The sequence below is a fragment of the Polluticoccus soli genome, from assembly GCF_029269745.1.
Taxonomy (GTDB): Bacteria; Bacteroidota; Bacteroidia; order Chitinophagales; family Chitinophagaceae; genus Polluticoccus; species Polluticoccus soli.
In genome coordinates, this window is record NZ_JARJHT010000001.1 from 1331643 (window position 1) to 1355719 (window position 24077).

General features: G+C 47.3%; 25 protein-coding genes. 11 read left to right on the forward strand and 14 right to left on the reverse strand.

Annotated features, from left to right (window positions below; genetic code table 11):
- The first annotated feature begins 78 nt into the window (after positions 1 to 78).
- The 4 genes from P2W83_RS05850 to P2W83_RS05865 all read left to right on the forward strand — a co-directional run bounded on the left by P2W83_RS05850 (position 79) and on the right by P2W83_RS05865 (position 1906).
- Positions 79 to 474, forward strand: coding sequence for a hypothetical protein (locus tag P2W83_RS05850; RefSeq protein ID WP_276132767.1), 396 nt, complete (start codon positions 79 to 81; stop codon positions 472 to 474).
- Positions 475 to 575: 101 nt separating this feature from the next.
- The gene (locus tag P2W83_RS05855) at positions 576 to 968 is read left to right on the forward strand and encodes a hypothetical protein (protein WP_276132768.1); all 393 of its coding nucleotides are present in this window, start codon (positions 576 to 578) and stop codon (positions 966 to 968) included.
- Positions 969 to 995: 27 nt separating this feature from the next.
- Positions 996 to 1502: a dihydrofolate reductase gene (locus P2W83_RS05860; protein ID WP_276132769.1), complete on the forward strand. Its 507-nt coding sequence runs from the start codon at positions 996 to 998 to the stop codon at positions 1500 to 1502.
- Positions 1499 to 1906, forward strand: coding sequence for a hypothetical protein (locus tag P2W83_RS05865; RefSeq protein WP_276132770.1), 408 nt, complete (start codon positions 1499 to 1501; stop codon positions 1904 to 1906). The genes P2W83_RS05860 and P2W83_RS05865 overlap by 4 nt, the downstream gene beginning before the upstream one ends.
- A 184-nt stretch (positions 1907 to 2090) precedes the next feature.
- Here P2W83_RS05865 and P2W83_RS05870 read toward each other — a convergent pair whose 3' ends face one another.
- The 3 genes from P2W83_RS05870 to clpX all read right to left on the reverse strand — a co-directional run bounded on the left by P2W83_RS05870 (position 2091) and on the right by clpX (position 4364).
- Positions 2091 to 2798 (reverse strand): hypothetical protein, encoded by a 708-nt coding sequence (locus tag P2W83_RS05870; RefSeq protein ID WP_276132771.1) that lies wholly within the window; start codon positions 2796 to 2798, stop codon positions 2091 to 2093.
- A gap of 104 nt (positions 2799 to 2902) precedes the next feature.
- Complete coding sequence (locus P2W83_RS05875; protein WP_276132772.1) at positions 2903 to 3094, reverse strand: hypothetical protein; 192 nt, start codon at positions 3092 to 3094, stop codon at positions 2903 to 2905.
- 19 nt (positions 3095 to 3113) lie between these two features.
- On the reverse strand, positions 3114 to 4364 hold the full coding sequence (clpX, locus tag P2W83_RS05880; protein ID WP_276132773.1) for an ATP-dependent Clp protease ATP-binding subunit ClpX: 1251 nt from the start codon (positions 4362 to 4364) through the stop codon (positions 3114 to 3116).
- 90 nt (positions 4365 to 4454) lie between these two features.
- Between clpX and priA the strand changes: the two genes are divergently transcribed.
- Positions 4455 to 6971 carry a replication restart helicase PriA gene (gene priA / locus P2W83_RS05885; protein ID WP_276132774.1) on the forward strand — a complete coding sequence of 839 codons (2517 nt, stop codon included), beginning with the start codon at positions 4455 to 4457 and terminating at the stop codon, positions 6969 to 6971.
- Positions 6972 to 7020: 49 nt separating this feature from the next.
- Here priA and P2W83_RS05890 read toward each other — a convergent pair whose 3' ends face one another.
- The 3 genes from P2W83_RS05890 to P2W83_RS05900 all read right to left on the reverse strand — a co-directional run bounded on the left by P2W83_RS05890 (position 7021) and on the right by P2W83_RS05900 (position 8951).
- Positions 7021 to 7845 carry a ferritin-like domain-containing protein gene (locus tag P2W83_RS05890; RefSeq protein WP_276132775.1) on the reverse strand — a complete coding sequence of 275 codons (825 nt, stop codon included), beginning with the start codon at positions 7843 to 7845 and terminating at the stop codon, positions 7021 to 7023.
- 15 nt (positions 7846 to 7860) lie between these two features.
- Positions 7861 to 8547 (reverse strand): ferritin-like domain-containing protein, encoded by a 687-nt coding sequence (locus tag P2W83_RS05895; RefSeq protein WP_276132776.1) that lies wholly within the window; start codon positions 8545 to 8547, stop codon positions 7861 to 7863.
- Positions 8548 to 8705: 158 nt separating this feature from the next.
- Positions 8706 to 8951 carry a hypothetical protein gene (locus tag P2W83_RS05900; protein ID WP_276132777.1) on the reverse strand — a complete coding sequence of 82 codons (246 nt, stop codon included), beginning with the start codon at positions 8949 to 8951 and terminating at the stop codon, positions 8706 to 8708.
- A gap of 185 nt (positions 8952 to 9136) precedes the next feature.
- On the opposite strand from P2W83_RS05900, the gene P2W83_RS05905 reads away from it, so the two are divergent.
- The gene (locus P2W83_RS05905; protein WP_276132778.1) at positions 9137 to 10234 is read left to right on the forward strand and encodes a glycosyltransferase; all 1098 of its coding nucleotides are present in this window, start codon (positions 9137 to 9139) and stop codon (positions 10232 to 10234) included.
- A gap of 31 nt (positions 10235 to 10265) precedes the next feature.
- On the opposite strand, the gene P2W83_RS05910 is transcribed toward P2W83_RS05905, so the two are convergent.
- The 3 genes from P2W83_RS05910 to P2W83_RS05920 form a co-directional block, all read right to left on the reverse strand.
- Positions 10266 to 10715, reverse strand: coding sequence for a hypothetical protein (locus P2W83_RS05910; protein ID WP_276132779.1), 450 nt, complete (start codon positions 10713 to 10715; stop codon positions 10266 to 10268).
- A gap of 104 nt (positions 10716 to 10819) precedes the next feature.
- Positions 10820 to 11212: a VOC family protein gene (locus P2W83_RS05915; RefSeq protein ID WP_276132780.1), complete on the reverse strand. Its 393-nt coding sequence runs from the start codon at positions 11210 to 11212 to the stop codon at positions 10820 to 10822.
- Between the two features lie 319 nt (positions 11213 to 11531).
- Positions 11532 to 11987 (reverse strand): hypothetical protein, encoded by a 456-nt coding sequence (locus P2W83_RS05920; protein ID WP_276132781.1) that lies wholly within the window; start codon positions 11985 to 11987, stop codon positions 11532 to 11534.
- A 158-nt stretch (positions 11988 to 12145) separates the two neighbouring features.
- Between P2W83_RS05920 and P2W83_RS05925 the strand changes: the two genes are divergently transcribed.
- Together P2W83_RS05925 and alaS are read left to right on the forward strand one after the other, a co-directional pair.
- Entirely contained in the window at positions 12146 to 13300 is a 1155-nt protein-coding gene (locus P2W83_RS05925; protein ID WP_276132782.1) for a hypothetical protein, read from the forward strand.
- 55 nt (positions 13301 to 13355) lie between these two features.
- Positions 13356 to 16061 (forward strand): alanine--tRNA ligase, encoded by a 2706-nt coding sequence (gene alaS / locus P2W83_RS05930; RefSeq protein ID WP_276132783.1) that lies wholly within the window; start codon positions 13356 to 13358, stop codon positions 16059 to 16061.
- 43 nt (positions 16062 to 16104) lie between these two features.
- On the opposite strand, the gene P2W83_RS05935 is transcribed toward alaS, so the two are convergent.
- Both P2W83_RS05935 and P2W83_RS05940 read right to left on the reverse strand, forming a co-directional pair.
- Positions 16105 to 17211 carry a trypsin-like peptidase domain-containing protein gene (locus tag P2W83_RS05935; RefSeq protein WP_276132784.1) on the reverse strand — a complete coding sequence of 369 codons (1107 nt, stop codon included), beginning with the start codon at positions 17209 to 17211 and terminating at the stop codon, positions 16105 to 16107.
- Entirely contained in the window at positions 17208 to 18599 is a 1392-nt protein-coding gene (locus tag P2W83_RS05940; RefSeq protein WP_276132785.1) for a hypothetical protein, read from the reverse strand. Before P2W83_RS05940 ends, P2W83_RS05935 begins: the two co-directional genes overlap by 4 nt.
- Positions 18600 to 18797: 198 nt before the next feature.
- Between P2W83_RS05940 and dnaN the strand changes: the two genes are divergently transcribed.
- On the forward strand, positions 18798 to 19919 hold the full coding sequence (gene dnaN, locus P2W83_RS05945) for a DNA polymerase III subunit beta (protein WP_276132786.1): 1122 nt from the start codon (positions 18798 to 18800) through the stop codon (positions 19917 to 19919).
- 45 nt (positions 19920 to 19964) lie between these two features.
- Here dnaN and P2W83_RS05950 read toward each other — a convergent pair whose 3' ends face one another.
- A complete protein-coding gene (locus P2W83_RS05950) occupies positions 19965 to 21125 on the reverse strand; it encodes a sigma-54-dependent transcriptional regulator (RefSeq protein ID WP_276132787.1) in 1161 nt (386 codons plus the stop codon).
- Positions 21126 to 21127: 2 nt separating this feature from the next.
- Positions 21128 to 21883 (reverse strand): toxin-antitoxin system YwqK family antitoxin, encoded by a 756-nt coding sequence (locus tag P2W83_RS05955; protein WP_276132788.1) that lies wholly within the window; start codon positions 21881 to 21883, stop codon positions 21128 to 21130.
- A gap of 163 nt (positions 21884 to 22046) precedes the next feature.
- Between P2W83_RS05955 and P2W83_RS05960 the strand changes: the two genes are divergently transcribed.
- Both P2W83_RS05960 and P2W83_RS05965 read left to right on the forward strand, forming a co-directional pair.
- Entirely contained in the window at positions 22047 to 22766 is a 720-nt protein-coding gene (locus P2W83_RS05960) for a pirin family protein (protein ID WP_276132789.1), read from the forward strand.
- Between the two features lie 21 nt (positions 22767 to 22787).
- Positions 22788 to 23429 (forward strand): NUDIX hydrolase, encoded by a 642-nt coding sequence (locus P2W83_RS05965; RefSeq protein ID WP_276132790.1) that lies wholly within the window; start codon positions 22788 to 22790, stop codon positions 23427 to 23429.
- On the opposite strand, the gene P2W83_RS05970 is transcribed toward P2W83_RS05965, so the two are convergent.
- Positions 23426 to 24037 (reverse strand): sterol desaturase family protein, encoded by a 612-nt coding sequence (locus tag P2W83_RS05970; protein ID WP_276132791.1) that lies wholly within the window; start codon positions 24035 to 24037, stop codon positions 23426 to 23428. The two genes, P2W83_RS05965 and P2W83_RS05970, sit on opposite strands and share 4 nt — an antisense overlap.
- Positions 24038 to 24077 lie beyond the last annotated feature (40 nt).

Genomic DNA, 24077 nt, shown 5'->3' on the forward strand with positions numbered 1-24077 from the left:
TAAAATCATTTATTGGTACCCGGACGAGGTGCTTTGGGGTACTATTTTTCTACCAACCGATGGTTAGAGTTTCCTGCTATGAAGAACCTCATCCTGATATGCTTACTGTTGCCGGCGGTCGCCGCAGCACAATCGCAGGATGACTGTGAACAGGCCATGGTACGGTTCAGCCAGTACTACAACGAGCAGAATTCAAAAAAGATAATCGAACTGTTCGCTCCGCAAACACAGCAATTCGTTGAGACCGCCTTTGATAAAGAGAACATAGGCGATCTTATCAAACGCTACGGACCGATCCAATCCTTCAAATATATTGGAGTAACCAGGGAAGGTGGTATGATCATCTTCAAAACGCAATTTGAAAACCAGACACTGCCCACGGGCTTCACGTTAGAAGAGAGCAATAAGTTTGGTACGTTTCGCTTCAATGCCAGGTCCGATGAGATAGACGAAATGATGCTCAATTCACAATAGCATAGTAGTCAACTCCCAGTTAAATTGAGCCATTGTGTTCCTTTGCAACATTGCTGGTAACAGGGGTTGCAAAGGCAAAACTAATGTCTTATATTTCTGATATGAAGAACCTCATCCTTATATCCTTTCTCGTTCCGGCCATGGCAATGGCTCAGTCAAAAGAAGATTATGAGCGGGCCATGAGCAGGTTTAAACACTATTACAACAAAAGCAAGACCGAAAAGCTGGCAGATCTTTTTTTGCCTGACGCTAAAGAATTTGTCGAAAAAACGTTTGGAGGAGAAGGACCTGGAAATGCAATGAAAGAGTATGGTCGCATAAAATCGTTCAGCTACCTTGGTGTAGCCAAAGAAGATGGCGTTACGATATTCAAAACTGAGTTTGAAAAACAAACAGTTGCAACCAGCTTTACACTGGAAGAGGGAAACAAGTTCGGTACGTTCCGTTTTCATACCAATACCGACGAGATAGAAGCGATGCTGCGCGATTCATAGCCAGCGCTAAATCGTTACATTTGCTGTATGATCCTTTCAGCAATAGTAGCCACCGATGAACATAATGCCATTGGTAAGAACAACCAGTTGCCATGGCGCCTGCCCGAAGACCTGAAATTCTTCAAGAAAACAACCATGGGCAAGCCTGTGCTGATGGGCAGAAAGACCTGGGATTCGCTGGGTGGCAAACCTTTGCCGGGAAGGCTCAACATCGTTTTATCACGTCAAACAGACCTGAGCCTACCCGAAGGCGTAGAACTGGCAAACGACCTGCAGACTGCTATTAAAAAGCTGGAAACCGAGACAACGGAAGAAGCCTTTGTAATTGGCGGCGGACATGTGTTTACAGAAGCGCTGCCACTTCTCGACCGCATGTACATTACAGAAGTGAAAACTGTCGTACAGGACGCAGATGCCTTCTTCCCGCATGTGGACCATAGTCACTGGAAGCTGGTTTGGGAAGAAGCACACAACAAAGACGAGAAGCACGCTTTCGATTACACCTTCAAGCAGTACGAACACATCAACCTGTGACGCTGCACGCACTCGTTCAATACTTATTGTACAAACGGAAAGCCAAAGGCCGCCACGGTACGCATTCGCCGTTTGTGTATGCATTTATAGAGGACGGCATTCAAAAGATAAAGGCCAAATCTTTAAAGGAATTGCTGCGCACTTACTTCACTGATAAGAAGCTTGTATTTGTAGAAGAACAACAGGCCACACGGCAGGTGAAGAATCTATTTGACAGCACAAGGCCCGATACGATCATTGCGATAAAAGACATTCATGCTACGCAGGAAGCAACCGACGAATGGGATAAACTAAGTAGCAGCTCCCGGGTAACGCTCAGTGTCGACCTGTATCAATATGGCCTGCTCTTCTTCGATCCTGCATTTAAACAAAAGCAGCATTTTATTGTAAAATATCCCGCATAAAAAAGCAACGGCATACAACTCCCCTCCTTAGTTAAGGAGGGGCGACTGGCAGAGGGCGCAAGCCCGTTGTCAGTCGGGGTGGTTGAAAAGCTGAAGATTGGGTGGACAGCTTATGTATCGAGACACAACCCGCTCACGCACGAGGCCGGCGCACGCCCCTCTCAAGAGGAAGAAGAATAATCCTCTATAAATTCACTTTGCTGAAATATTCCTGCCATTTTGAAATGGAGTTGTCCCTCTTGTCTTCCACCGCAATTTCTACCTTTTGCAGTATGCCATCTTCATACTTAAAGCTTCTGGTCAATGTATAATACTGAAGGTAAAATGTATCGCTTCTGATCGTGTTGTCACTTATACGGAAGCTGAACGAGTACAGCAGCTCATTGTATGGTATGCCATAACTCACAAAAAATAATGGAATAATGCCATCTCTAAAACTGAACGTATCACCCTTGCGATCAGGATCACTTTCGAGAAGAAATGACAGATCTTTTAAGTAAGGTTTAGACAAATCATATCTATCGTGAATAGCCCAAAGAAGTGGATTCAAAGTATCTTCCTGCCCGCAAACTCTCCTGGCAAACTTGTATCGCGTAATTATCCTGCTATCGAAATTGTATTCAGGATGAAACTCTACGATACAGCGTTCGTTGCCTTTATGTTCAAACACGGCTGAATCGTACACCTGCCAGTTGTTTATCGCATATGTTAGTCTAGCAGTAGGTTCTTCTCCGTTAAAATACATTTTCTCGCAAATGTAGTTCTCGGAAGAAAAATGATTGTTCCCTTCAAAATTGCATCGCTTAATGATCATTACTTGTTGCTGGGCATCAGCAGCTAAGCAACAAAGCAGGTAGGAAATCAGATTTATGTATCTGATGACTTTAGACATGAAACTAAGATATTTAATGTGGTGTCAGGTGTTTCCCCCTGACACCTTAATATCATACAAAATAAAAAAGCCCCGCGATGAGCGGGGCTTTTTTTCTACTAAGATTAATTACCTCTTGGCTCGGTATAATCGGCGCTGTCGCTGCCTGCGCTGCTGCCCATGAAATTGTCTACCATGCCCTGCATCATTGGAGGCAGTTGAGATTGTATAAATTCTTTGATCGTTTGAATCGATTTTACGGCTTGCTCCTGTGTAAGACCTGCACGTTCCATCAATAACTTTTCCAGTTGTTCCATTCGATAGTTGTTTTAGAGATTATGCTGCTTTAAGATAATCAAGTTTTGAATGCTCAAGCATCTGCCTTGCATAGTCCAGCGTCAGTTTGAACGTGCCATCGTGTTTTTCAGAAGGCAGGTCGAACATCGCATCTGTCAGTATCATTTCGCAGATAGCCCTCAGGCCACGGCCACCCAGCTTGTATTCAATGGCTTTTTCTACCATATACTCCAGCGCGGCGTCTTCTACTTCCAGCTTGATGCCCTCGTATTCGAACAGCTTGCCGTATTGTTTGATGAGCGCATTCTTCGGCTCGGTCAGGATACGTTTGAGTGCGTCCTTATCCAGCGGATTCAGGTACGTAACTATCGGCAGGCGGCCAAGCAACTCAGGTATCAAACCAAAACTGCGCAGATCCTGTGAGTTCACGTATTGCAGCAGGTTGGCCCTGTCTACTTCTTTCGCTGCGCGGATGGCGTTGTAACCGATAGACGAAGCCTGCACCCTGCGGGCGATCATCTTGTCGATACCTTCGAAAGCGCCGCCACAAATGAACAGGATGTTCTGTGTATTCACTTTTACCATCTTTTGCTCAGGGTGCTTGCGTCCGCCCTGTGGTGGCACCAGCACTTCCGAACCTTCCAGCAGTTTCAGCATAGCCTGCTGAACGCCTTCGCCGCTCACATCGCGGGTAATGGATGGGTTATCGCCTTTACGGCCAATTTTATCTATCTCATCGATATATACGATACCACGCTCAGCAGCAGCCACGTCAAAATTGCAGCTTTGCAACAAGCGGCTCAGGATGCTTTCCACGTCCTCGCCAACATAACCTGCTTCTGTAAACACCGTAGCGTCTACAATAGCGAACGGCACCTGCAACAGGCGGGCGATGCTTTTAGCCAGCAGGGTCTTACCCGTACCGGTCTCGCCTACCATAACGATGTTCGATTTTTCGATCTCAACATCGTCTACCACAGGCAACATCAGCCTTTTGTAGTGGTTGTATATAGCTACCGATAATATCTTTTTAGCGTCGTCCTGTCCTATTACATACTGGTCGAGGAATTCTTTTACTTCGCGGGGCTTGTAGACCTTGTGTTGCTTCAGGGTGTCCTGGTGGCTTTCTTTCTTCTTCTTATTGTCGTCACCTGTGGCCTCCTGCAACAGATGATGAGCGTTCTCTATGCATTGATCGCAGATATTACCCTTCATACCGGTAAACAAGATGTTTACATCACTCTCTGCACGATCACAAAAAGAACATTTTCTCTCTGTTTGTTTTGCCATAAATTTTCCAAAAAACGTTGAACTGCAAAGGTACGAAGACTGCCGGGATTATAACCTATGTGAAAATGTGAAAATATATTACGCAGCCGCTTGTCACACGCGATTGTCTATCTTGCAGCAGTTATGCAGCCCCTGCTTTCCACAAACGGTACCGGCGCCCTTTTTGCAGATATTATACTTCCGCTAAATCTTTCTCGCACACTTACTTATGGTGTGCCTGTAGATATGCAGGGGGCTATCCGCACGGGTATGCGCGTAGAAGTATCGCTGGGGAAGAACAAGGTCTATTCCGGCATTGTTGACAGGCTGCACCACGAAAAACCCGAGTTATACGAGGTTAAACCCATCCGCCAGCTGATAGACGAGGAGCCGGTGGTAAATGACACACAGCTCCAGTTCTGGAAATGGATAGGTGATTACTATATGGCCGAGCCCGGCGAAGTAATGCAGGCAGCACTGCCTGCCCACCTTAAGCTGCAGGGCGAAACCCGGCTGCAATGGGCTCCTCAGGATATAGATGTGGTGTACGAGTGGAGCGACGCAGCCTATCCCGCTGCCGAATCGCTCGAAAACCGCGGTGAGCTCACCATGACCGAGTTGCGCAGCATCACGGGCGCCAGGCATTTCAATGGAGTGCTGCAGGAGCTGATCGAGAACCAGGTGGTGATCATTAAAGATGCGCTGGAGCCGGAATACCGTCCCAAGAAGGAGCGGGTGGTAACGCTGGCCGAAGAGTTTACGGGCGACGAAGCACTGCATGCTTTGTTCGACGAGCTGTCGCGCGCGCCTAAGCAACTGGAACTGCTGATGGCCTACATCGAACTGTCGATGAAGAATGGCACGGTGCGGCAGGCAGATATCATTGAGCGGACCAGCGCCACGGCTGCGCAGGTAAAGGCACTGGCCGACAAAGGCATTTTCAAAGTAAAAGAAGTTGAAGTAGACCGGCTGGTGTTTGGCAAAAAGCAGGAGGAAAAAGAGATAGTATTCACCCTCGCACAGCAAAAAGCTTACGATGAACTGCTGCAAAGCATGGACGAAAAAGATGTGGTGCTGCTGGAAGGTGTAACCGGTAGCGGTAAAACGCTACTGTATGTAGATAGAGTGAAGGCTGCTATTGCTGAAGGCAAACAGGCCATACTGCTACTCCCGGAGATAGGATTGACCACGCAACTCGTTAGTCGCTTATATGCATACTTCGGCGACGACCTCGGTGTATACCATTCACGTTTCAGCAACAATGAGCGTGTAGAGATATGGGAAAAGGTGCGGACGGGCAAGTATAAAGTAGTTGCAGGCCCGCGCTCTGCGTTATGGCTTCCTTATAACAACATCGGCATCATCGTTGCCGACGAAGAGCACGATGCTTCTTACAAACAAAAAGACCCGGCTCCGCGCTTTCACGCGCGCGATGCTGCTATATACCTTGCCTCTCTACACAAAGCAAAAGTGATACTCGGTTCTGCCACACCAAGCGTGGAAAGCCTGTACAATGCACAACAAGGCAAGTATGGCTATGTGCAGTTAAAAGAGCGCTACCAGGGCGTGCGCATGCCGGGTATCGAACTGGTGAATGCGAAATCGCTGGAGGCTGTACGGCAGTTGGGATATAAACTGTTGACACCGGAATTGCAGCAGGCAATGGGCGAAGCGCTGCAGAACAAAAAGCAGGTCATACTGTTCCAGAACCGCAGGGGTTATGCACCTTTCCAGCTGTGCATGGTATGCGGCTGGGTGCCTCAGTGTAAAAACTGCGCGGTGGCGCTCACCTATCACAAAAGCACCGATAAACTGCATTGCCACTATTGCGGACAGAAATCCGCGGTTATTCATAGCTGCCCTTCATGCGGCAGCAATCGCCTGCAGAGCAAAACCTTCGGCACGGAGAAGATAGAAGAAGAAGTACAGCAATTATTCCCTAAGGCACGCGTAGCGCGCATGGACGTTGACAGCATGCGCGGCAAGCAAACGCTGTCACAACTGCTGGACCAACTGGCCAAACAAAAAGTAGACATATTGGTGGGCACCCAGATGGTAGTAAAGGGACTGGACTTCGCACCTGTGTCTTTAGTAGGTATCCTTAGCGCCGACAGCCTGTTAAGCTATCCCGATTTTCGCGTTAATGAACGCGCATTCCAGCTGATGGAGCAGGTGAGCGGCCGCGCAGGTCGCGCCGATGGTGCCGGCCGTGTGATCATACAGGTGCACAACCTGCAACACCCGGTTTTGAAATGGGTGCAGGAACACGATGTGCGCGCTTACTACGATCACGAGATAAAATACCGCGAGTACTTTGCCTATCCTCCGTTCTCAAGGCTTATCAAGGTAATATTCAAACACAAAGACGAACCCAAAACCATCGAAGCTGCCAACGTCATGGCTCAGGCAGTGTCCAAGATCGAGGGCATTATCATACAAGGGCCGGGTCCCGCTGTGGTTTCGCGCGTGCGTAATCTTTATGTACAGGAGATCTGGATAAAATGTCCCCGCGACCGCCGTGTCATCAACGAAGTAAAATCCGTGATCCGCACCCAGCGACAAGCCATCACTACGACAAAGGGTAACAATGCCTTGCAGGTACTCCCTGATGTAGATCCCGTATCATAAAAAAAGCGGGCACCAATGGTACCCGCCCTGTATCAATGTGTTGATGTTTTTAAACGTCAATAAAAGAATCGAGGATTTCAGCGGCGCGCTCTTTCGTCATCGGCTCATCGAATGCCTGTGTTACAGCATCGAATTTCAGATCCTGTGCGTTCAGCCCGATCATGTCGATACCTGATTGTACGGTGATCGATTCACCGTGGTAATAAGATTGCAGGTAAGAATTCTCTGTATCGCTGTTGCTGCCTGTAACCCATGGACGAATTCCAACAACGCCCGCATCCTTGCGCATCTTACGCACTTTAGCTGCATACCTGCCAGTTGCGGTGTGTATACTCAGCACGGCAGCCAGGAAAGTATCATTTACCATCAGCTTGGTTACCGTTCCCTTTTGGACACGTATGGTAGTATCCTCAATGGTTTGCGCTAGTTCCAGCATTTTTATGAAATTCACCAGCGACTCTGCAAACGGACCAGTGCCCGAGCCACTTCCGCCTGTAATGTCGAATGTTGGTGCTGTAGCTGGCACACCACCGCCATCGTGTATTACTGCGCTTAGATAAGCTATGTGTTTTTGTTTTTGTGCCAGGAGTAATTCGAATGCTGTTCGCGCACCTACCGAACCAAAAACAGGGCCCTCATTCAACACCTTGGTGTAAAATGCTTCGCCAAACTGTTCCCAGGTCAACACAAGGTTCAATGCTTCTATCAGTTCACCAGCTGTTTGTGCCTTAGCGGTCCTGAACAATGAACCCGCTGCCAACGGCAGTGATGCCAGCATCACCTTCGACCCGAAACTTTTAAAAAGGCCCCTCCGGCTGTCAACCTTATCAGTTCCTTCTTCCTGTATCGCTTTGAGTATAGTATTAAGCTTCATAAACTGTCGTCGGTTTTATTGTTTAGGTATATGCTTGGTCGATATCTCCTTGGGATAATATTTACTCAGCGATGCAAGCACCTGCTCGGGTGTTTTGGCCACATCCATTTGCTCAGCGTTCAAGCCATGAGCAAAGTCGTTAGGAGCCAGCCCATCATTTACATAACCGAGGTGCCTGCCGTTCACAGACATCATCTTGGCAATCTGCTCCAGGTATTGAGCTGATGCGAAACGACCTGCAATGCCGAGGAATCCCGAGATCAATGCCTGTTCAATATCCCTGGCTGCACCCAAAGCAGCTTCACGATTGGTAAATTCAACTTTATTATCGAGGAAGAACTGGAAATCTTCGATCACCTTTGTACCCAGCATATCGCGCAGCAGTTCGCGGTGTGCGATCTCATGGTCGCGCATTTCAGGTATTTGTTGCGATTCAGCTATCGGGCCGTCAGGATTAAGTCTTGCCGCGAAGCCTGTATAAAATGCAGCACTCAGTTGTTTGAGGGCAAACATATAGTTGAGCAGACCCCAATCTTCCGAACCCAGGTCTACTGAGCCGTCAGCCGGTTCCGGACCATCGTCATCTTTATTGCACGAGGCTATCACCAGTCCCGCACCTGCGAGACCTGCATAGCTGAGGAACTGCCTGCGCGACAGGTCTTTTTGCGCAATGGCAGAAGTTTCCTTCAATTCTTCTTTCATAACGAAGCAAATGTTTTGTACGCTTTTGAACTAATACCAGCACTCGCAGCAGGGAATAGTTAACCCCTTGCCATGCAAGTGCGTAGGTAAATCTAATATTTGTTATCCGCTTTTCATAGCCACAGCCTGAAAAACGCCCGAAAATTGAGGGAATCCGCCTAGTTTTTGGCGGCTATGAATACAAAAGGAAGCTGTATCCGGCTCTGGAAGGCATTATGGATCTTGCCGGGATGTTTGATGATCTTGTATTGCTGCAAGTCTATCACTTCTACTGTAGAAAGAAACAATCGCTGGAGCGTCACCTGGTGCAGGTATTTTACCAGGACGGCGGCATCTATCGCATCTGCTGCCATCACATTGTGGGTATAATGAGCCCAAACCTTATTCCCCCTGCCGCTCCACATAGTTTCATCATTTAAAGCGCTTGGAATGGTACATCCTGTTCAGGTCCGTTCCGCAGCCGCATTTCTTACTACTACTACAACTTTGTGCCAGCACCAGCACTGCTCCCAGCAGCACTACGTAAATTATACTTTTCTTAAACACCATACTCTTTGCTAAACGCTACTTTTGGTAAAAATACGGATAATTGGAAAGCAATAATCCTAAGCAAATATTAATAGTTCCACTCGACTGGGGCCTTGGTCACACCACCCGGTGCGTGCCGCTCATCCGCTACCTGCAGCAGCTGGGGCATCATATAACCGTTGGCGGCAATGAGTGGCAGCGCAAGTATATAACTGAAACTTTCCCCGGCATAGAAACTATCCACCTGGACGGCTACAACGTGAGCTATAGCAAACACGGCAAAGGGTTCATGTTCGCCATATTGCAGCAAATACCCAAACTGCTGCGCAATGTGCGCAAGGAACATGAATGGCTGATCGAATTGTCAGAGAAGCGCAAGTTCGATGGTATTATTTCTGATAACCGGTATGGATTGTTTCATCCAACTATCCCTTCGGTCATCATGACGCACCAGGTGCTGGCACAAACCGGCATGGGTAATACCGCTGACAGCCTGCTGCGCCGACTGCATTATCGTTTCCTCACTCGTTTCGGGCAATGCTGGGTGGTCGATGTACCGGGCATACCCAACCTGAGTGGCAAACTGGGCCATCCCAGTCCCATGCCACGAAACGCAAAATTTGCCGGGCTGCTCTCGCAGATCATTCCAAATGCGCACATAGCCGAGGACCATTTGCTGGTATTACTTTCCGGCCCTGAACCACAGCGCACCATGTTGTCGCATATACTTTGGGAACAACTAAAAGACCATAAAGGCAAAGTAGTTTTTGTAGAGGGTTCCGACAAAGCTCCGCGACAAGCTAACAATTCCACCTTCGGACAGAACGGAAGATATTTTCTCCGCATCACGAAAGACTCACTGCAACCGTTGATAGAAGATGCCTCAATCGTCATTTGCCGTAGCGGCTACTCAACCTTAATGGATCTGGCAGTGCTGTACAAGAAAGCCATCCTCATACCCACACCTGGACAAACCGAACAGGAATACCTCGGCAAACACCTGCACAAAGAAGGCGTATTTTTTCATGCTCCACAAAAGAACTTTGACCTGCAACATGCACTGACCGATGCACAATTATTCCCTTTCAAGAAGTTAGAGCTGCATGGCGCGCATGAGTTGTATAAGGGTGTAGTGGAAGAGTGGGTGAAGAGTTTGTAAAATGCCGGTTTCCACCTGACACGACAAATATTTACTGCTCCAACTCGTTGACTGCTTCATTTACAGCCTGACCAAAATCGCGAAAATATTTGGGCAGAGCCTCGACATCATCCGTGATATACCAGCGGTAAGTTTTGCCACTTACGGTCGCGGTTATTGTGCTTCCGCCGGCGTCGGGATACTTCGAGTGGTATTCCTTGCCGTTTTTATCGAGCATGCCACGCGTTATTTTAGTCAAGAGTTCCTTAGCACGGACAGATTTTTCGGCAGGTACCGGCGTATCAAAAACGTCTTCGTTATTCATCACCACCAAGGTATCCTCCATCACGCCATCGCCGGTTATTTTATAATATGTCGTAGGCTTGAGGCTATAGCCGTGATTTGCCAAAAGCAATATACTCTCCGCTGTAACAGTTTCCTTTTTATTGCAGCCTGCAAGCAATAAGACTACGGCTGCTGCATTAATTGCCAGTTTTTTCATAGGGTTTCGTTTATCAGAATAACGTCGATATCAAACAATATACCAAGGCTCGCCCAATTTTTATTTAATATGACGCCAGGTGTTTACACCTGACGCCATATATTCTAAGGTTTCCATTCAGTAGCCTGCATCAAACCAAAACGATTACCCTCGGTATCCTCGCAGCCTGCAAAAAAACCAACACCAGGTATCTCGGCTTTCTCCACGCGTATCTTACCACCATTCTTCTTCACGTCTTCCATTGCTTTGTCTACGTCATCTACCATGATGGTGCAGTCGTAAGTATATAGCTTATCGCTGCCACGTTTGTAGAGGCCGCCGTTGATGCCGGGAGTTCCATCAGGACCGGTCACCAGTCCCCAGTAATCCATCATGCCGCCTTCCGATTCCTTCATCATCTGCGGCACCTGCCAGCCAAATGTATTCTCGTAAAACTTCTTGGCCCTTTCGATATCATCGGCCTGTATCTCAAAATGAACGACGCGGTTGTTTGCCATGTTGCTTTGGTTTAAATGTGAGAAATAAATTTAGCACTATTACCGGGTCGTTTCGTCCCGATATTTTTAAATGTAGATTAAGTATTGAGGCTCATCGAAGTGGGAACAAAAAAGTTTTCTTTCCATCTTGAGAGGGTAGGAAAGACCAAAGGCCTTTCGGGTTCTATGCGATGGATATGATAGCTTGCGCCAGTGGGCTCCCTTCCTCTCTTGAGAGCCATGTCAATGAAAAAATAATCAATAGGGAGCAGGGAGGGGCGCAGCCCTATGCGCATCAGCGGGCCTGTGACACTGCCAACGCACTCGTAGGATAGAAATTCTACAGATCTATAACAACAGGAGGCACGACAGCACTCAAGGACGACATGCTGCCCACTTTCTTCTCTTTACCATTCAGCGTGTAATAAGTAATGTCTCTGCAACCCTCTTCACGGTCCGGACCAGCTTCCACATTTTCAAAACGTATCCCGGTTATTGTATACTCCCCGACTCCGGGCCGAAATGTGAACTTCCAATCAAATTGCTCCCTGATCTCATAATATCCATAATGGACTTGCACTGAATCGAGCGTATCATTCTCTACGAGTTGCGAGAAATTACTCCCCTTCTGGTATTTACCTGCTACCACGACAAGTCCGCTGTCATTAAACACATGGAATTTTACGGATAATCGCGGAGTATCGCAACCACGTTTCGGGAGCGTACATGAAGCAAGGAAGGATAAGCAGCCAAGAATAATTGCTACAGGTAACAGGGTATTGATTGAATTTTTCATAAGAAATATATTACTGTCAGCTCCAATTTTTATGCCAAAATACTTTATGAAACGGCGACAATATACTTAATAATTGTAGTTTTTTTGCTATCTTTGTAATGGAACTGTCAGAAATTTTCTGCAGCATTTTTTGTCCGTCACCCTATCAACCACCTATCATGAACGACGAGAAAATAACCCGCATTCCCGCACAGCACCTTATTTATGTAAAAGAATACATCCGCACCGGCGATAAGGAACGCGCCTATGGCAAAGCCTATCCCAATGCACAGCCACAAAGCCGCAAGCCTGCAGCATGGCGACTCTCACGTCGACCGGAGATTCAGGAGCTGATAGATGAGAAACAGAAAGCATCGATAGAAAAAGGCTTTGCAGCCGCGGAGGCTGAAGCTGCCGAAAGGCATAAAAAAGACTTCCTTTCTTTGCATGAACGCCGTGTCGAACTGGCCCGCATCGTGCGCCGGCAGGCGAGGATGAACAAATACTACAAGTTCAAAGAAGAAGTAAAGACAATGGAAGTGACGGTCGACAACCCCGCCGCCATACTACGCGCCATAGAACTGGACACAAAGCTGGAAGCAGAGTACTTCGCTAAAAAGCCGGCAGTTGAAAAGGCGAAGGAGACCAGGACAGATGAAGAAAAGTTCAGGCTGCTTATTTACATCGACAAAAAGGCATTCGGAGGCGAAGAAGAGGACCTGACCGACGAAGAATATGACTACGCTATCAAACAATCGCTTACCAATGACGGTTTTAGGATCTGCCCTCCAAAGCTCCGGCCAGATTGGGAGGAACTTGGATGTGTAATACACCGCGACATGGAAACGGGCAAATACGAATACCACTGCCCGGCCGATAAGGTGAAAACGAGACAGGAAAATGGAAAAACGATCTACTATTACGAGCAGGAGGAAAAAGACAAAGAACAGGTAACATCCGGTAACATCGACAGCCGCCAAACCACTGGCACAGAGCACGAAGCAGAAAAATCACTCATGCGACATGCTGAACCGGAAAAGTTACCGCCGCAACCGCCGGTGCGACAGTATATCTATCCCACCGACCGGGCAGCCACCAAACGTGACGAATGGGCACCGATAGAACGGGTGTTGGACGACTACTGGGAATACTATCTGAAAAATCAAAACATGACAAATATGCGCGGGCATGAGGCCATCGTACGCCTATCGCGCAGCCGCAACCTGCCACCCGAAAAACGCCGGGAGCTGGAACTGGAAACAGGCTGGGAGTTTCATCCCGACCGGCCGGGGTTGGTGAGACGGGTAAATCACGGGCATGCCCAAAAACCCTGACAAGGCCTCGCCAGCACACCCCTGATTCATTATCTTTGCACACTATTTTAGATATATGCTTACAGCCAACGAGATACGCAGTCAATTCCTGGATTTTTTCAAGAGCAAGGGCCATGTCATTGTCGCATCAGCGCCGGTAGTGGTGAAGAACGATCCTACGCTGCTGTTCACCAATTCGGGTATGAACCAGTTCAAGGATTATTTCCTGGGCAACAAACAGGCACCAGACCCGCGTGTGGCCGATACCCAGAAATGCCTGCGTGTAAGTGGTAAGCATAATGACCTGGAAGAAGTGGGCGTGGATACCTATCACCATACCATGTTCGAGATGCTGGGCAACTGGAGCTTTGGCGACTACTTCAAGAAAGAAGCTATTGAATGGAGCTGGGAGTTGCTGACCGAAGTGTACAAGATACCGAAAGACCGCCTCTACGTCACCGTATTTGAAGGCGATGCCAACGAAAACCTGCCTAAAGACGAGGAAGCATACAACGAGTGGAAAAAATACATAGCCGAAGACCGCATCCTGATGGGCAATAAGAAGGATAACTTCTGGGAAATGGGTGATACCGGTCCCTGCGGTCCCTGCTCAGAAATACATGTGGACTGCCGTAGCGAAGAAGAGCGCAATCAAGAAGATGGCGCGAAGCTGGTAAATGCAGACCATCCGCAGGTGATCGAAATATGGAACAACGTGTTCATGCAGTTTAACCGCGTGTGGACCGACAAAGCAAAATTTGATAAGTGGTCTGAGCAGAATGCAGGTGCAGAAAAATCTGAGCGTGCCAAATTGATCATAGCCTGCACTGAACTGGTCCCGCTGCCTGCGAGGCATGTGGATACCGGCATGGGCCTGGAAAGGCTGGTGCGTGTGCTGCAAGGTAAACAAAGCAACTACGATACCGACCTGTTTACGGGTACGATAGCTGAAATAGAAAAGATCACCGGTAAAAAATACGGCTATACAGACAGCAAGCAGGATGTAGCCTTCCGCGTGCTGGCCGATCACATACGTGCAATTGGTTTTACCATTGCCGATGGTCAGCTGCCATCGAACACAGGGGCGGGTTATGTGATACGCCGCATCCTTCGCAGGGCTGCACGTTATTACTATTCTTACCTCGACTACAAACAGCCCCTGCTGGTACAGCTAATGCCGGTGCTGGCAGAGCAGTTCAAAGGTGTGTTTGATGAACTGCGCAAGCAATTAGACCTGGTGTGCAAAGTGGTGAAGGAAGAAGAGGAAGCTTTTCTGCGCACGCTGGATAAAGGTTTGAAGAAAATTGATGAGATCATTACTGATACAAGAAAGCAGAATACAGCTGTCATCAATGGCAAGGCTGCTTTCGAATTGTACGATACCTACGGTTTCCCGATAGACCTAACACGTTTGATAGGACACGAGAACAACCTGGAAGTGGATGAGTCGGCGTTTAAAGCGGAAATGAAACAGCAGAAAGAACGTAGCCGCGCTGCTACTACGCTGGATACTGAAGACTGGGTAGTGCTGAAAGAAGGCGCTACTAAGTTTGTAGGTTATGATAGCATTGAGGCCAAAGCTAATGTGCTGAAGTATCGCAAGGTAAAAGCTAAAGGCAAAGAGTCTTACCAGCTGGTATTAGACACTACACCCTTCTATGCAGAAAGCGGTGGCCAGGTAGGTGATACTGGCGAGCTGATCTTCCCGAACGAAACCATCCAGATCATCGATACGAAGAAAGAGAACGACCTGATCATACACTTCTCTGAAGTGTTGCCTAAAGACCCTTCAGGTGCAGTGCTGGCGAAGATAGACACCATCAAACGTAAATCGACAGAGAAACACCACAGTGCTACGCACCTACTGCACGCAGCCCTGCGCGAAGTGCTGGGCACACACGTAGCGCAGAAAGGCTCACTGGTGAATGAAGAGCACCTGCGTTTCGACTTCTCGCACTTTGCAAAAGTGACTGAGGAAGAGGTGGCGAAAATAGAAGCACTCGTGAACGCGAAGATCCGCGAGAACGCGCCGGTGGTGATCAAAGAAATGCCTAAAGAAGAAGCGATAGCCATGGGTGCTATGGCCCTGTTTGGCGAGAAATATGCTGACTGTGTGCGCGTAGTAGTGATGGATCCTTCATATTCGATAGAGCTATGTGGTGGTACGCACGTGGGTTACACCGGCGAGATCGGTATGCTGAAAATAAAACACGAGAGTGCCGTAGCTGCCGGTGTACGCCGTATCGAAGCGGTAAGTGGTAAGGCGGCTGAAGACTATATCAACGAGCACCTGCACACGCTGCACAGTGCTAACGCTATACTCAAAAATCCAAAAGACCTGCTGAAGGCGATAGAGAAACTGCAGGAAGAAAAAGCGCAGCTGGAGAAACGCGTGGAAAGCCTGGAAGCCCGTCAGCTGGTAGCCATCCGCAACGAAGTGCTTACCAAAGACGAGATCATCAACCAGGTAACCTTTGTAGGTGATATCGTAGAAGTAGGCTCGGCCGATGCACTGAAAAAACTTTGCTTTGATGTGAAGCACCACCTGAACGATCACGTAGTAGTACTGGGTGCCAATATCGATGGCAAACCATTCATTGCAGTGGGCGTTGCAGACAGCATTGTTGCTGCCAAAGGTCTCGATGCCGGTAAGATCATCAAAGAACACGTGGCTCCGCTCATCAAAGGCGGCGGCGGCGGACAAAAAACATTAGCAACGGCCGGCGGCCAGGATGTAAGCGGACTGAAAGCTGTGATTGAAAAAGTAAAAGGCTTGTTGTAAGCTGATATTAATTGCGGTGACAGGTTATCATCTGTCACTGCAATTATTGTTCTTCAAGTATAGGCTGGCAGTGGTATTTATTGGCCAGCACATTATCGTAGTAGTCGGCCTTACGGAAAAGCCGCCTGAACATCGACTCGCCACTCTCGGTGGTCATGTCCAGATCATAAATGAGACTACTCAGCACAATGGTATCCCCATGCAGGCTGAAGAACTTACCACGACTGAGGTAGTTTTCGGTCAGCAAGTATTGATATACCTCCTTGATGCCCTGCTTGGGCAACCGGCACAGGAAGGCATCGCAGATGATGAAGTAGTTGTCGGGATTGTAAGAGATACGGATCTTGGCCGTGCCTTCTTCCACCTCCCAGCGGTTGTTACCGGTCCGCGAAAGTTCTTTACTATAGCCCAGCTTTTCCAAAATGTCTTCTATCGTTTTGGCAATGCCGGACACTGGCGCATCCTCATCTTCAGGCTTCTTCGGAAACTCGATCTTGGTACCGCAGTTGGGACAGTACTTACCAGCATCCAGGTTTTGTTCCGTCACCATAGTGCTGCACGACGGGCACCGGATAGACACCTCGCCGTAAATGGGCATGTATTGGTCCAGCGCTTCCCTCAGGTAGCTGACAGGAAGGGCGAAACCGAGGTTGTCGCCACCTTTGATGATGAAGGTGTTCACACCGATCACTTCGCCATCTTCGTCCACCAATGGGCCACCACTGTTACCGGGGTTGATGGCAGCATCGATCTGAATGTACTTAAGTCCCTGCTGCACCCGCTCCACCCGCGATACCACACCCTGTGTCGCAGTGTAGTTAAGACCATAAGGGTGACCGATAGCGATGACCATATCGCCATCCTTGAGCGATATATAGTCGCCCATTTTTATAGGCGGTAGGTCTTTCATATTGATGGGAGGTTGCAGAAAAGCCAGGTCGTACTTCTCGTCGGCAAACAGCACCTGGGCCAGCCGCTTCTGCATTGTTTTCGACTTCACGGTCACAAAGCGGTTGCCTTTCACCACGTGGTTGTTGGTGACGATGAGATCGTAATCCTGCAGGTAGAAACCAGTACCGGTACCGGATTTGGTAGCTATCTGCACGATCGCACTTTGATATTTTTCTATGGTCTCCTGTACGCTGATCATGTTCTTCTGGTTTCCAGGTTCAGCCGCGACATCTGTTCGCCAAAGCTGGTGCCAAATTCAAACAGGTTGGTGTACGAGATCCTGTCGTGGTCCCAGTGCATTTCTTTGTACTTGTCTTTGAATTTATCCAAAGCACGGTCGATGGCAGATTTGATTAGTTCTTCGTCAAAAGTATTTTTCTCATAGTCGTACAGGCGTTCGGTCATTCCAAGCTCTTCAAAATAATCACCATGTACAGCAGCCATATATATAGCCGTAAGATCGGTCAGTACTTTGGGCATACTATACACAAACTGGCTATAGAGGATTCCGTATTCAGTTATCCGTCTCGCCACGTCCGGATATTTGTTCTCAACATACCATTGTCCATCGCGGTTGGCATTTACGATGTACTCACGCACTTTCTCTTGTTTGTGCGGTGTAGATATCGCAAATGTTCCGCTCGACCAGTAAACATTATTAGCAAATTCTTCCTTAGTGTACAATAACAATTTTTTTATGGCATCCTTCATCATCTTGTTCCGCTCTACTAACGGCACTTCGTCTTTTTTCTCCCAGTACAGGCTGTGCACATTCTCCAGGTCAGACAACAGGCGCGACTCAGGACTAATCAAAAAGTCAATTCGATATACCAATCCCAACAGTACGTATGCTATAGCTCCGGAAAACGAATCCTGGTTCAGTTCATTTACCCTTGTCAGTGTTTCTTCTATCCACTTACGGAAAAAGTTATACTTAGTATCCAACTCATGCTGACCCAGCGGTTTATAATGTACCTGGTCCGCCAGCTTCAAGGTGTCAAAATCGGCCAGCAGCAGGTCATCCTGCCGGTCGCCTTTAGTAGCCAGCTCGCGAAGGCCATAATACATTTTATTAGGGCTAGCAGTATGCACCTCAGAATCAAACACCATATACAATGTGTTGTCTTCAGACATAGCCGTGCGGCTGTAATACAGTGCATAGTTCATGTCCAGCAGCCGGCGCATGATTGCTGTTTGAGGTGTATTCATAACCGCTAGTGGCACTCGGGCTACGATGGTCGTTCCATCACATTCGCCATAAACCTTTCGGGAGCCCTGAACCAAGTCAAAAGTGAACTTATCCCCATTTTGATAAAAATGGACATTGTCTTCATCATCATCCCTCAGATAGTCAAACAGCTCTGCAAATGCTTCATTATATTTCTTTTCCTTGTATAGGTCTTCTGCTTTATACCAGCACTGTGTTTTTTTCAACGTTTTGTTGTTGTCGCTGTATCTGCCAAAGCGGATATATTTTATTGGGGCAAACGGATCTTCCCTGTTTACTGGCGTTTTCGGGGAACCATCTTTCTTTTGAGGCTCGGTTTCCTCCTTTTGACCTAAAAACTTATTTAACCAGTTCGGCATGAGAAGATATATGCGGGTCTTACCTATTTTAAAAATACGCAACAAAGCAATGCCATCCCCGAATGTTCTCATCCAACCCGGCAATGGCATCTCCGTCAACATATATCCCCTCAAAAAAAATGTGCCTGATTTTCATTTATCCACACCCTATCCGTAATTTGCCCAAACAACTATCTTTGTCCTAAACCATCATTTACAATGCGTTTCATTGTTACATCCACCGCATTACTGAAAAACCTGCAGCAAATAAGCGGCGTTATCAGCGCCAATACTGTGCTTTCAGTTCTGGAAGATTTTCTTTTTGAATTGAAAGGCAATACGTTAACACTTACAGCTACAGACCTGGAGACAATGATGCGTGTGCAGATGGATGTAAGCGATGCCCAGGGCGACGGACGTATTTGTATCCCTTCAAAAATACTGACCGAGTACCTGAAAAACCTACCGGAACAGCCTATTACATTCAATATCAACGAGCAAGATCTTTCAATCGAAATGTCGAGCGATGTGGGTAAATATAAAATAGGTGGCGAAAAAGCTGACGATTTCCCCAAAGAGCCAGCTCCGGTAGATACCACAACTTTCAACATGCCGTCTATTGCATTGATAGAAAGCATCAACAAGACTTTGTTTGCGGTAAGCAATGATACACTCAGGCCACAAATGACCGGTGTATTTTTTGAACTGGGTAAAGACGGTATCACATTTGTTTCTACAGATGCCCATAGGCTGGTACAGTTTAAACGCACCGATGCCACCAGCGGCGGACAAAAAGGATTTATCGTTCCGAAGAAACCATTGCAACAACTGAAAGGTACTTTGCCTGCAGATGAAACTCAGCTGCAGCTGGCTTACAACAACAGCCACTTGTTCATTAGCAGTGCTAAAATGAGCATGAGCTGCCGCCTGATTGATGCAACCTTCCCACCGTACAAATCAGTTATTCCAGCTGACAATCCATATAAACTGACGATCAACCGCACAGATTTCATCAGCGCGCTGCGTCGTATCAGCATATTCGCTAACAAAACTACCAACCAGGTGGTACTGGAGATCAATGGCAACTCGTTGCAACTGAGCGCGCAGGATATCGACTTCTCTTACGAAGGACGCGAAATGCTGACCTGCCAATATAATGGTGAGGATATGAAGATCGCTTTCAACGCCAAGCTAATGATCGAACTGCTGAACAACCTGGACGGTGCAGAGATACAAGTAGAACTCAGCACACCAACACGAGCAGGCATTTTCCGCCCACTTGAAAAAGGCGATAATGAAGATGTTCTGATGCTGCTGATGCCTTTGATGGTTGGTGTTTAAGATCAAGATATTAAAAGCAAAGGCCCGGTTTAACCGGGCCTTTTTTTATTTCGTGATGTACATCTCTACATCTTTCTTTGTGATCTTTTTGTCGGAAAGAATGATGAGCCTCTCCACTACATTGCGCAACTCGCGGATATTGCCAGTCCAGTTGTATTGCTTCAACGCCTCGATAGCGTTGTCATCAATCTGTTTTACAGGTTGTTTGTACTCTTCGCTGATATCTTTGAGGAAGTGATCAACCAACATAGGGATGTCATCTCTCCGGTCATTCAGCGACGGCACATGGATGAGTATAACACTCAAGCGATGATAGAGGTCGAGACGGAAGTTTTTTGCTTCGACCTCTTTCATGAGGTCCTTATTGGTAGCAGCAATCACCCGCACATCAACCTTGATCTCTTTGTCGCCGCCCACACGAGTTATCTTGCCTTCCTGCAGTGCACGCAACATTTTGGCCTGTGCATCATGACTCATATCGCCGATCTCGTCAAGAAATAGAGTACCACCGCTCGCCTGCTCAAATTTGCCTATGCGTTGTTTTATTGCCGAGGTAAACGAACCTTTTTCGTGTCCAAACAGTTCACTTTCAATTAGTTCAGAAGGTATTGCAGCACAGTTCACTTCTATTAGTGGCGCGTTTGCACGGTTACTTAATTCGTGTATGCGCCTGGCCACCAGCTCTTTACCCACGCCGTTCTCACCGGTTATTAAAACACGGGCATCAGTAGGGGCTACTTTTTCGATGGTTTCGCGCACCCTCCGCATTCCTTCAGATTCCCCAACCATGTCAGCGCTACGGGAGATCTTGCGACGCAGCTGTTTGGTCTCGGTTACAAGGGATTTTTTATCCATCGCGTTGCGAATGGTGATCAGCAACCTGTTCAGGTCTGGTGGTTTGGAGATGTAGTCAAACGCGCCTTTTTTCACTGCATCTACAGCAGTTTCGATATTCCCGTGACCAGAGATCACTATAAAAGGAATATCTGGTTTAGACTCGCGCGTTTGTTCCAGCACTTCAATGCCATCCATCTTAGGCATCTTGATATCGCAAAGGATGCAGTCGTAATTATTATCGGTGATCTTCTTGACCGCTTCCGCACCATCTGCAGCTTCTTCTACTGTAAACCCTTCAAAACTGAGTATTTCGCTTAGCGTTTTGCGTATAGCCTTCTCATCGTCGACTATCAATATTGTTTGTGCCATGTTTATTTACGTTCGCCTTTTTTATAGTTGACAGGTTTCGGATTTTTTCCGTCAGCATCATACTCCTGCCACACACCTTCTTTCTCACCACTTACATATTTACCCTCGGCTTTCAAATTGCCATTCTCATGATACTCCTTCCAGACACCAGTTTGTTTGCCTTTGGCATATGGGCCGTTTGCGCTGACCTTACCGTTGTTGAAATAAGTTGCTGCATCCCCGTCAATTGCATCGTCGCTGTATGAATACTCAGCAGCTTTCGTGCCATCTTTAAAATACCATACTGCTTTACCGTCTCTCTTATCATTTACAAAACTGCTTTCTTCCTCCTTTTTACCATTGGGATACCACTTAGTATAAGGGCCATGTTTCTTCCCTTCAGAAAACAGCGCCTCTTCAACTAACATTCCTTCCTCATTATACAATCTAGAAGTTCCCTCTAACTTGTCATTCTTATAGTTCTCGATCTTTTCGATTTTGCCCAGCGGCGTCATAGTGATAACTGAACCATGCTTTTTTCCAAGCCTATAGCTGGTAAGCTGTTTGGGAAGCTGTGTATGCCAATAAGTAGTCCAGATGCCGTCTGGCTGGTTGTTTTGTAGGTACCCCTCATCAGTCACAATGTTATATGACCGAACCTGGATAAAATAACGCCCATCGCCGTCGCGGCGCCGCAGCGTGTCATTCTGTTGTGCAAAACTGTCAGACGCTGCCATAAGGAGTGACAACGAGATAAGGTAACGGTACCACCTCTGCATTTTAGCCTGTTTTGCGTCTAATTTACCGATTTTATTGTTTCTCATTTGTTTAACTATTGCTATCATCAATGCTAATACCGCCATAAGCCCTGCAAAGGGTTAAGGACGAAAAAAGATGTAATTTTGGATTAATTATTGTACCTACAACAGTTAAAGGAATCTTATGAGTAATACAGTTTTTCATCCGGCAAATGAACGCGGCCATGCAGACCATGGCTGGCTCGATGCACACCATTCATTCAGTTTCGCAGGATATTATGATCCTGAGAAGATACATTTCGGTGCACTCCGCGTGCTGAATGATGATATAGTAGCCGGAGCTATGGGTTTTGGCAAACATCCGCATGATAATATGGAGATCATCACCATCGTGCTGGACGGCGCGCTGGAGCACCAGGACAGCATGGGCCATAAACAAGCACTGCATCCGAACGAGGTGCAGGTGATGAGCGCTGGATCGGGCATTACGCACAGCGAATACAACCATAATAGGGACAAAAAAGTAAACCTGTTGCAGATCTGGATAATCCCCAACAAGAGGAATGTTGAGCCGCGTTATGAACAAACAGTGTTTGACGTTGCTGAAAGGGTAAACACACTGCAGCCATTGGTATCACCAATTGAGAATAGTGATGCCGGATTGAAGATCCACCAGGATGCATGGATCTACCGCACCAGCCTCGAAAATGGCAAATCGGTGAGCCATAAGCTGCACAGCGAAAAACACGGTGTTTATGTATTTGTGATCAATGGAAGCGCGACCGTGAACGGAAAAACTTTGTCGAAAAAAGACGCATTAGGTATAAGCGGAACAGATAAAGTAGAAATAACAGCAACAGCCGATAGTGATGTACTGCTGCTGGAAGTGCCCATGTACGCTTAACTTAGCGGCAAAGAAGATATATTGGATTATCTAGAAAGAATAGACTGGCTTAAGAAAAGACTAGGGCAGCCATTACCTGGACGAGCAGGACAGGAACGCATGGCTGCCCGCGTTAAGCCAATGCCAGATGTGATCCCTTCCGATGCGCGACCAAGCGCTGTAATGAGCCTATTATTCCCGGTGGAAAATGAATTGCACTTACTGTTCATTAAACGTACAGAAGACGGTCATGCACATAGTGGGCAAGTGAGTTTCCCAGGTGGTAAGCAAGACCCGGTAGACACCAACCTAAAAGCTACAGCACTACGCGAGGCCCAGGAAGAAGTAGGCATTATGCCGGCCGACGTCGACATCCTAGGCGAATTAACCCCCCTATATATACCAGTCAGTAATTTTCAGGTGCACCCTTTTGTTGCTTTCGCCAAGGAAAGACCAACGTATAACATCAATGAAGCCGAAGTACGTCACATCCTTGAAGTGCCGGTATCAGAACTATTTCATGCTGATAGAAAAGTAACAACAGGAGTTATATCGCCTGCAATGCCAGGAGTTAAAATGACTGTAAAAGCCTACCAACTTGTTGACGGCACCATCATCTGGGGGGCTACAGCAATGATCTTATCAGAGCTGGAAACAATATTGGAGGAGCTAGGGAATCCCTAATCCTGCTTGGGTACGGTGCGGAATATTACATCCCACAATACTGAGCTAACGCCAAAACCCTTATCAGGAGCTTTGTAATGATGCAGGTGATGGTTGCGCCATAAAGCTTTCAGGAATCTTGGAGGAGCGAAAGCATGGATAGCAAAGTGCATCGATCCGTACATCAAATATCCAAACAGGAAACCCGGGAAGAAAGAAAGCGCTGACCAACCCAATGCAAGGTAAAAGAGATAGAATAGTACCGCAGCAATGACCATACTAGGTACCGGTGGCATGAACAAGCGTTCTTTATCGCGTGGATACTCGTGGTGCACGCCATGCATAGTGTATACAAACTTCTTTGCACGCGGGCTTTCAACGATCATGTGGAACAGATGGCGATGCATCAGGTATTCAAAAAGGCTCCAAAACAACGCACCTGCGATAAACATTAATGCTTCAGCACCTGCACCGACTCCTTTATAGGCAGCGCCATAATAGAGCATAAATGCGATAACCGGGAAATACATGCTATAGATGACCAATGGATGAGTCTTGGTCATCGTCTCCATATAATCGCTTTTAAACAGCCTTGCCTGTCCTTTATTCTTGATCTTATCGAATTCCATAGGTGAGTATACTTAGGATGACAATACAAAAGTAATGCCT

Bases quoted from the DNA above. Each gene is read 5' to 3' on its own strand.
- P2W83_RS05850 (WP_276132767.1), top strand. From the start codon at position 79: ATGAAGAACCTCATCCTGATATGCTTACTGTTGCCGGCGGTCGCCGCA.
- P2W83_RS05855 (WP_276132768.1), top strand. From the start codon at position 576: ATGAAGAACCTCATCCTTATATCCTTTCTCGTTCCGGCCATGGCAATG.
- P2W83_RS05860 (WP_276132769.1), top strand. From the start codon at position 996: ATGATCCTTTCAGCAATAGTAGCCACCGATGAACATAATGCCATTGGT.
- P2W83_RS05870 (WP_276132771.1), bottom strand. From the start codon at position 2,798: ATGTCTAAAGTCATCAGATACATAAATCTGATTTCCTACCTGCTTTGT.
- P2W83_RS05875 (WP_276132772.1), bottom strand. From the start codon at position 3,094: ATGGAACAACTGGAAAAGTTATTGATGGAACGTGCAGGTCTTACACAG.
- clpX (WP_276132773.1), bottom strand. From the start codon at position 4,364: ATGGCAAAACAAACAGAGAGAAAATGTTCTTTTTGTGATCGTGCAGAG.
- P2W83_RS05890 (WP_276132775.1), bottom strand. From the start codon at position 7,845: ATGAAGCTTAATACTATACTCAAAGCGATACAGGAAGAAGGAACTGAT.
- P2W83_RS05895 (WP_276132776.1), bottom strand. From the start codon at position 8,547: ATGAAAGAAGAATTGAAGGAAACTTCTGCCATTGCGCAAAAAGACCTG.
- P2W83_RS05900 (WP_276132777.1), bottom strand. From the start codon at position 8,951: ATGTGGAGCGGCAGGGGGAATAAGGTTTGGGCTCATTATACCCACAAT.
- P2W83_RS05910 (WP_276132779.1), bottom strand. From the start codon at position 10,715: ATGAAAAAACTGGCAATTAATGCAGCAGCCGTAGTCTTATTGCTTGCA.
- P2W83_RS05915 (WP_276132780.1), bottom strand. From the start codon at position 11,212: ATGGCAAACAACCGCGTCGTTCATTTTGAGATACAGGCCGATGATATC.
- P2W83_RS05920 (WP_276132781.1), bottom strand. From the start codon at position 11,987: ATGAAAAATTCAATCAATACCCTGTTACCTGTAGCAATTATTCTTGGC.
- P2W83_RS05925 (WP_276132782.1), top strand. From the start codon at position 12,146: ATGAACGACGAGAAAATAACCCGCATTCCCGCACAGCACCTTATTTAT.
- alaS (WP_276132783.1), top strand. From the start codon at position 13,356: ATGCTTACAGCCAACGAGATACGCAGTCAATTCCTGGATTTTTTCAAG.
- P2W83_RS05935 (WP_276132784.1), bottom strand. From the start codon at position 17,211: ATGATCAGCGTACAGGAGACCATAGAAAAATATCAAAGTGCGATCGTG.
- P2W83_RS05940 (WP_276132785.1), bottom strand. From the start codon at position 18,599: ATGCCGAACTGGTTAAATAAGTTTTTAGGTCAAAAGGAGGAAACCGAG.
- dnaN (WP_276132786.1), top strand. From the start codon at position 18,798: ATGCGTTTCATTGTTACATCCACCGCATTACTGAAAAACCTGCAGCAA.
- P2W83_RS05950 (WP_276132787.1), bottom strand. From the start codon at position 21,125: ATGGCACAAACAATATTGATAGTCGACGATGAGAAGGCTATACGCAAA.
- P2W83_RS05955 (WP_276132788.1), bottom strand. From the start codon at position 21,883: ATGCAGAGGTGGTACCGTTACCTTATCTCGTTGTCACTCCTTATGGCA.
- P2W83_RS05960 (WP_276132789.1), top strand. From the start codon at position 22,047: ATGAGTAATACAGTTTTTCATCCGGCAAATGAACGCGGCCATGCAGAC.
- P2W83_RS05970 (WP_276132791.1), bottom strand. From the start codon at position 24,037: ATGGAATTCGATAAGATCAAGAATAAAGGACAGGCAAGGCTGTTTAAA.